The sequence below is a fragment of the Actinomadura sp. 7K534 genome (assembly GCF_004348575.1).
GTDB lineage: Bacteria > Actinomycetota > Actinomycetes > Streptosporangiales > Streptosporangiaceae > Spirillospora > Spirillospora livida.
On the sequence record NZ_SMKB01000356.1, the window covers coordinates 1 to 5,420 of the forward strand.

The 5,420-nt window shown below is 73.3% G+C and carries 4 protein-coding genes; 1 reads left to right on the forward strand and 3 read right to left on the reverse strand.

The features are described 5' to 3' along the window. From E1266_RS35210 to polA, 3 genes are all read right to left on the reverse strand, one after another. On the reverse strand, nt 1–1,245 hold the full coding sequence (locus E1266_RS35210; RefSeq protein ID WP_132054602.1) for an FAD-dependent monooxygenase: 1,245 nt from the start codon (nt 1,243–1,245) through the stop codon (nt 1–3). A gap of 1 nt (nt 1,246) precedes the next feature. Then, complete coding sequence (locus E1266_RS35215) at nt 1,247–1,738, reverse strand: inorganic diphosphatase (RefSeq protein ID WP_132054604.1); 492 nt, start codon at nt 1,736–1,738, stop codon at nt 1,247–1,249. Nucleotides 1,739–1,832: 94 nt separating this feature from the next. Then, nucleotides 1,833–4,508: a DNA polymerase I gene (polA, locus tag E1266_RS35220; RefSeq protein ID WP_243719290.1), complete on the reverse strand. Its 2,676-nt coding sequence runs from the start codon at nt 4,506–4,508 to the stop codon at nt 1,833–1,835. A gap of 62 nt (nt 4,509–4,570) precedes the next feature. On the opposite strand from polA, the gene E1266_RS35225 reads away from it, so the two are divergent. Continuing rightward, on the forward strand, nt 4,571–5,410 hold the full coding sequence (locus E1266_RS35225) for an LLM class F420-dependent oxidoreductase (protein WP_132054608.1): 840 nt from the start codon (nt 4,571–4,573) through the stop codon (nt 5,408–5,410). Nucleotides 5,411–5,420 lie beyond the last annotated feature (10 nt).

The following is a 5,420-nucleotide window of genomic DNA, read 5'->3' on the forward strand; positions in this document are numbered from 1 at the left end:
CTATTCGTCGGCAGCGTCAGTTGTGTATAAGAGACAGAAGCCGTCCAGCGGGCCGGACGGGGTGGTCAGCGGCGAGTCCAGGTACCAGAACGGCTCGGCGAGCTTGCCCGAGTCGATGATGGTGCGGGGGTCCGGGTGCGTCCGCGCCCGCTCCAGCGACTCCAGCCGGTGGGCGCGCTGCGCCGGCGTCTGCGGGACGAGGAACTCCATCGTCCGGGTGGTGACGCGGAGGTTCTCCTCGGCGGCGGCGCGCCGCTCGGTGTCGTAGGACGCGAGCAGGCCCGCGGGGGCCAGGCCCCGATGGACGAAGGCCAGCTTCCAGGCGAGGTTCTCCGCGTCCTGGATGCCGGAGTTCAGCCCGCGGGCGCCGAACGGCGCGAACAGGTGGGCGGCGTCACCGGCGAGGAAGGCGCGCCCGGAGCCGAACGCCGTGGCGCACCGCTCATGGAACCGGTACACGGTCGCCCACACGATCTCGTACGGGAGGTCCCCGACGATCTTCCGGATGCGGGCGTCCAGGGCGCCCGAGGCGCGTTCGGCGTCGAGGTCGAGCCCGGGCGCGACCTGCCAGTCGATCCGCCATGTGCCGTCCGGGCACTGGTGGACGAGGACCTGCCGCCCCGGATTCCACTCCGGATCGAAGTGGAACCGCCGCTCGCTCGGGAACGGCAGCTCGGCCCGGATGTCGCAGATGAGGAACCGGTCGGCGAACGTCCGCCCGGGGAAGCCGATGCCGAGCAGCTCGCGGACGGTGCTGTGGCCGCCGTCCGCGCCGACCAGGTGGCTGCCCCGGACGGTACCGCCCGCCTCGACGCCGCCGACCTCGACCTCCACACCCCGGTCGTCCTGGCGGACACCGCGCACCGGATGCCCGTACCGGAGGCCGATCAGCGGTTCGGCGGCCGCGAGGTCGCACAGGTACCCCTCCACCTCCGCCTGGGAGATGTTGATCCAGGGCGGGACCGCGCCGCGTCCGGTGCCGGGAAAGGTGACCGAGAACAGCTCGTCGCCGCGGTGGTAGGTCCGGCCGGTCGTCCACGTCACCCCGCGGGCGACCATCCGCTCGGCGCAGCCGGCCCGGTCGAGCACGTCGAGGACGTCCCGCTGGAAGCAGATGGCCCTGGACCCGGACGGGTCGCGCCGGCCGGCCGCCTCCAGCACCGTGCTCGGCACGCCGTGCCGCGCCAGCAGCAGCGCGGTGACCAGGCCGACCGGCCCGGCGCCCGCGACGACGACCGGCTCCATGTCACGCCGTGGTCGTGTCGCGCGCGCGTTCGGCGGCCTCGGTGATGGTCCGGTCGGCGACCCGCCGGTCCTGCCAGCCGCGCACGTCGGTGCTCTTGAGCGGTTCCAGGTTCTTGTAGATGTCGAAGAAGTGCGCGATCTCGTTGCGGACGTGCTCGTGGACGTCCTCCAGGTCGCGGATCTGCGCGTACCGCACGTCCGTGGCCGGGACGCTGAGGATCTTGGCGTCGGGGCCGCCCTCGTCGTGCATCCAGAACACGCCGACGCTGCGGACGGTGATCTCGCAGCCGGGGAAGGTGGGCTCCTCCAGCAGCACCATCACGTCCAGCGGATCGCCGTCCTCGGCGACGGTGTCCGGGATGTAGCCGTAGTCGACCGGGTACTGGGTCGAGGTGAACAGCATCCGGTCCAGCCGGATGCGGCCGAGCCGGTGGTCCATCTCGTACTTGTTGCGGGATCCCTTGGGGATCTCGACGACCATCTCGATCTCCATGCGTGCCTCCCCAGGAATCCCCTACCCAGCGACGGGGCGACGTGATCGTACCGGCGCGGGAGAGCGGGCGGTAAGGGTCGGCGGGCAATGAAGGTCAATGAGCGGCCGCGGCCCAGTCGGGACCGGTGCCGACGGCGACCTCCAGCCCGACGCTGAGCGGGTACGCGGTGGTCATGCCCGTCCGCACGATCTCCTCCACCGCGTCCCGCTCGCCCGGCGCGATCTCCAGGACGATCTCGTCGTGCAGCTGGAGCAGCAGGCGGCTGCGCAGCCCCGCGGCGGTCAGCGCGCCGTCCACCCGCAGCATCGCGATCTTGACGATGTCGGCGGCCGAGCCCTGCACCGGCGCGTTCAGCGCCATCCGCTCGGCGGTCTCGCGGCGCCGCCGGTCGTCGCTCGCCAGGTGCGGCAGGTAGCGGCGGCGGCCGAGGACCGTGCGGGTGTAGCCGGTGACGCGGGCCTCGGCGACGACGTGGTCGAGGTAGTCGCGGACGCCGCCGAGCCGCTCGAAGTAGGCGTCCATCAGCGGGCGCGCCTCCGCGACCGGGATTCCGAGCTGCTGCGCCAGCCCGAACGCCGACAGGCCGTACGCCAGCCCGTACGACATCGCCTTGATCTTGCGCCGCATCTCGGGCGTGACCGCGTCCTGGGACACCCGGAAAACCTGGGCGGCCATCGTCGTGTGCAGGTCCTCGCCGGAGTCGAAGGCGGCGAGCAGGGTCGGGTCCTGGGACAGGTGGGCCATGACGCGCAGTTCGAGCTGGCCGTAGTCGGCCGTCATCAGCGACTCGTGGCCCGGCCCGGGCCGGAACGCCCGGCGGATGCTCCGCCCCTCCTCGGTCCGGATGGGGATGACCTGCAGGTTCGGGTCGGTGGAGGTGAGGCGGCCGGTGGCGGCGACCGTCTGCTGGAACGTGGTGTGGATGCGGCCGTCCGCGCCGATCCCCCTGATCAGCCCGGTGACGGTCGTGCGGAGCCGCGCCTGGTCGCGGTGCCGCAGCAGGACCTGCGGCAGGCCGTTGTCGGTCTGCGCGGCGAGCCAGGTCAGCGCGTCGAGGTCGGTGGAGTAGCCGGACTTGATCTTCTTGGTCTTCGGCAGGCCCAGCTCGCCGAAGAGCACCTCCTGGAGCTGCTTCGTCGAGCCGGGGTTGAAGCGGCGTCCGGCGATCTCCGCGGCCTCGTCGGCCGCGCGCTCCATCCCGCGGGCGAACCGCCCTTCGAGCTCCTCCAGGAGACCGGCGTCGACGTGGACGCCCGCGCGCTCGGCCCTGGCGAGCAGGTCCGACAGGGGCAGCTCCACGTCGCGCAGCACCGTGTCCATGCCCGTGGAGGCGAGGTCGGCGGCGAACACGCCCGCCAGGTCCAGGACGGCGCGGGCGCTCAGCATCAGCCCCGCCGGCCCGCCCTCCGGCGGGCGGCGCCCGAGGTGCCGCCCCGCGAGGTCGGCGATCCCGTACGCGGCCAGGCCCGGCAGGAGGAGGTAGGCGGCCATCGCGGTATCGATGGCGATGCCGGCGATCGGCCCGTGCTCACCAATACCGTGCTCTCCCAACACGCGCAGCAGGGACTTCACGTCGTGCAGGGCCTTCGGGCGGCCCGGGTCGGCCAGCCACTCGGCGAAGGCGCGCTCGTCGGCGGCGGTGAGCGCGGGCGGCTCGAACGAGGCGGCGTGCCCGTCGCCGGTGGCGAGCGCGATCCGGGTGACGCCGCCCTCGCCGCGGGCCCAGGTGTACTCGGCGGCCAGCCCGGTGAGGCCGGTCGCGCGGGTCCGCAACCAGCCCGCCAGCTCGCCCGCGTCCAGTTCCCGGCCCTCGATCCGCTCCCGCTCCGCGGCCCGGCCGCTCCGCGCGGCCGCCGGTGCCGTCGCCGGCGGCCGGCCGCCGCCCGGGTCGGCGGCGAACAGCCGCTGCCGGAGGCTGGGGTTGCGGAACTCCAGCTCGTCCAGCAGCGACGTGAACGCGGCCACGTCGTAGGGCCGCCGCCGCAGGTCGCCGATCTCCACCGGCAGGTCCAGGTCGCGGACGAGCTCGGTCAGCCGCCGGTTCAGCCGGACGGTGTCCAGCGCCGCGCGCAGCCGCTCCCCCGCCTTCCCCTTCACCTCGCCGGCCCGGTCCAGCAGGGCGTCGAGGGAGCCGAACTCGCGGACCCACTTCGCCGCCGTCTTCTCGCCGATGCCCGGGATGCCGGGCAGGTTGTCGGACGGGTCGCCGCGCAGCGCCGCGAAGTCCGGATACTGCGCCGGGCTCAGTCCGTACTTCTCCCGCACCGTCTCCGGCGTGTACCGGATCATCTCCGAGGCCGTCCGGTAGAAGTACAGGACGGTGACGTCGTCGCCGACGAGTTGGAGCACGTCCCGGTCCCCGGTGATGATGAGGACGTCGAGCCCCTCGGCCCCGGCCCTCGCGGTCAGGGACGCGATCACGTCGTCGGCCTCGTAGCCGGGCGCCCGCAGCACCGGGACGCTCATCGCGGCGAGCAGCTCGTCCAGGATCCGCAGCTGGCCGCCGAACCCCTCCGGCGAGCGTGACCTGGTCGCCTTGTACTCGGGGAACGCCTCGGTGCGGAACGTCGAACGCGACACGTCGAACGCGACCGCCGCGTGCGTCGGGCGCTCGTCGCGCAGCGCGTTGGCCAGCATGTTCGCGAACCCGTAGACGACGTTGGTCGACTGCCCCGAGGTGGTGGTGAAGTTCTCGACCGGCAGCGCGTAGTACGCCCGGTAGGCCAGCGAGTGGCCGTCGAGCAGGAGGAGCCGGGGCCGGTCGGTCACGCGTCCCATCCTCGCACCGGGGAACGGGGGACGAAACGACCGGACCGCACGTTGGGAGCGACATGACGAAGATCGATCTGGGCCGCCTGGGCATCTGGCGCCCGTGGAACCGACTCGACCCCGAACTGGCGAAGGACGTCGAGGACCTCGGCTACGGCACGATCTGGATCGGCGGGTCGCCGCGCGGTGACATGAAGATCGCCGAGCGGCTGCTGGCCGGGACCGACCGCATCGTGATCGCGACCGGCATCGTGAACATGTGGACGACGCCCGCCGAGGAGGTCGCCGAGTCCTACCACCGGCTCAACGACGCCTACGGAGGCCGGTTCGTGCTCGGCGCGGGCATCGACCATCCGGAGGCGACGCAGGAGTACCGCAGCCCGTACGAGACGATCGTCCGGTACCTCGACCGGCTCGACGCGGCGAAGGTCCCGGTGGAGGGGCGGGTGCTCGCCGCGCTGGGGCCGAGGGTGCTGCGGCTGGCGGCCGAGCGCGCCGCGGGCGCCCACCCGTACCTGACGACGCCCGAGCACACGCGGCTGGCGCGGGAGACGATGGGCGACGGCCCGCTCCTCGCCCCGGAGCAGAAGGCCGTGCTCGGCACCGATCCCGAGCGGGCCCGCGCGCTGGCCAGGGAGCAGATCGGCTTCTACTTCCGGCTCCGGAACTACGTCGCCAACTGGAAGCGGCTCGGCTTCACCGACGAGGACGTCGCCGGGGACGGCAGCGACGCGATCCTGGACGCGCTGGTCGCGCACGGCGACGCGGCTGCGGTGGCCGCGCGGCTGTCCGCCCACCTGGACGCGGGCGCCGACCACGTCGCCGTCCAGGTGCTGGCCGAGCGGGACGGGGACCCGCGTCCCGCGCTGCGCGCGATCGCGGAGACGCTCCCGCCGCGCTGAGCCCCCGCCA